Genomic DNA, 726 nt, shown 5'->3' on the forward strand with positions numbered 1-726 from the left:
CTGCATCACCTGTTCCTGGTAGACGATGACGCCTTGCGTCTCCTTCACCAGATGGTCGATCTTGGGGTGGATCGAGGCCATCTCCTCTTCGCCGTGCTTTCTGGCGTTGTAGGTCGGGATGTTCTCCATCGGACCAGGGCGGTAGAGCGCGACCAACGCGATGATGTCCTCGATGCAGTCCGGCCGCATGCCGATCAGCGCCTTGCGCATGCCCGCACTTTCAACCTGGAACACACCGACCACCTCGCCGCGCGACAGCATCGAATAGGTGTCCTTGTCGTCGAGCGGAATGCGGGCAAGATCGATGTCGACGCCGCGCCGGCGGATGAGCTTCACCGCCGTTTCCAGCACGGTCAGCGTCTTCAGGCCGAGGAAGTCGAACTTCACCAGCCCGGCCTGCTCGACATATTTCATGTTGAACTGGGTGACCGGCATGTCAGAGCGCGGATCGCGGTACATCGGCACCAGTTCCGACAGCGGCCGGTCGCCGATGACGATGCCCGCGGCGTGCGTCGAGGCGTGACGGTAGAGGCCTTCGAGCTTCTGCGCCGTGTCGAGCAGCGTCTGGACGATCGGCTCCTTCTCCGCCTCCTCGGCGAAACGCGGCTCGTTGGCGATGGCATCCGCCAGCTTGACCGGATTGGCCGGGTTCTGCGGCACCATCTTGGAAAGCTTGTCGACCTGGCCGTAAGGCATCTGCAGCACGCGGCCGACGTCGCGCAGCAC

The 726-nt window shown here is 63.5% G+C and carries 1 pseudogene; it reads right to left on the minus strand.

Going from position 1 to position 726, the window contains the following annotated elements:
- A pseudogene (locus EOA38_RS38100) lies at positions 1–726 on the minus strand (DNA polymerase III subunit alpha); the annotation flags it as partial.

It is taken from the genome of Mesorhizobium sp. M1E.F.Ca.ET.041.01.1.1 (assembly GCF_003997355.1).
GTDB lineage: Bacteria > Pseudomonadota > Alphaproteobacteria > Rhizobiales > Rhizobiaceae > Mesorhizobium.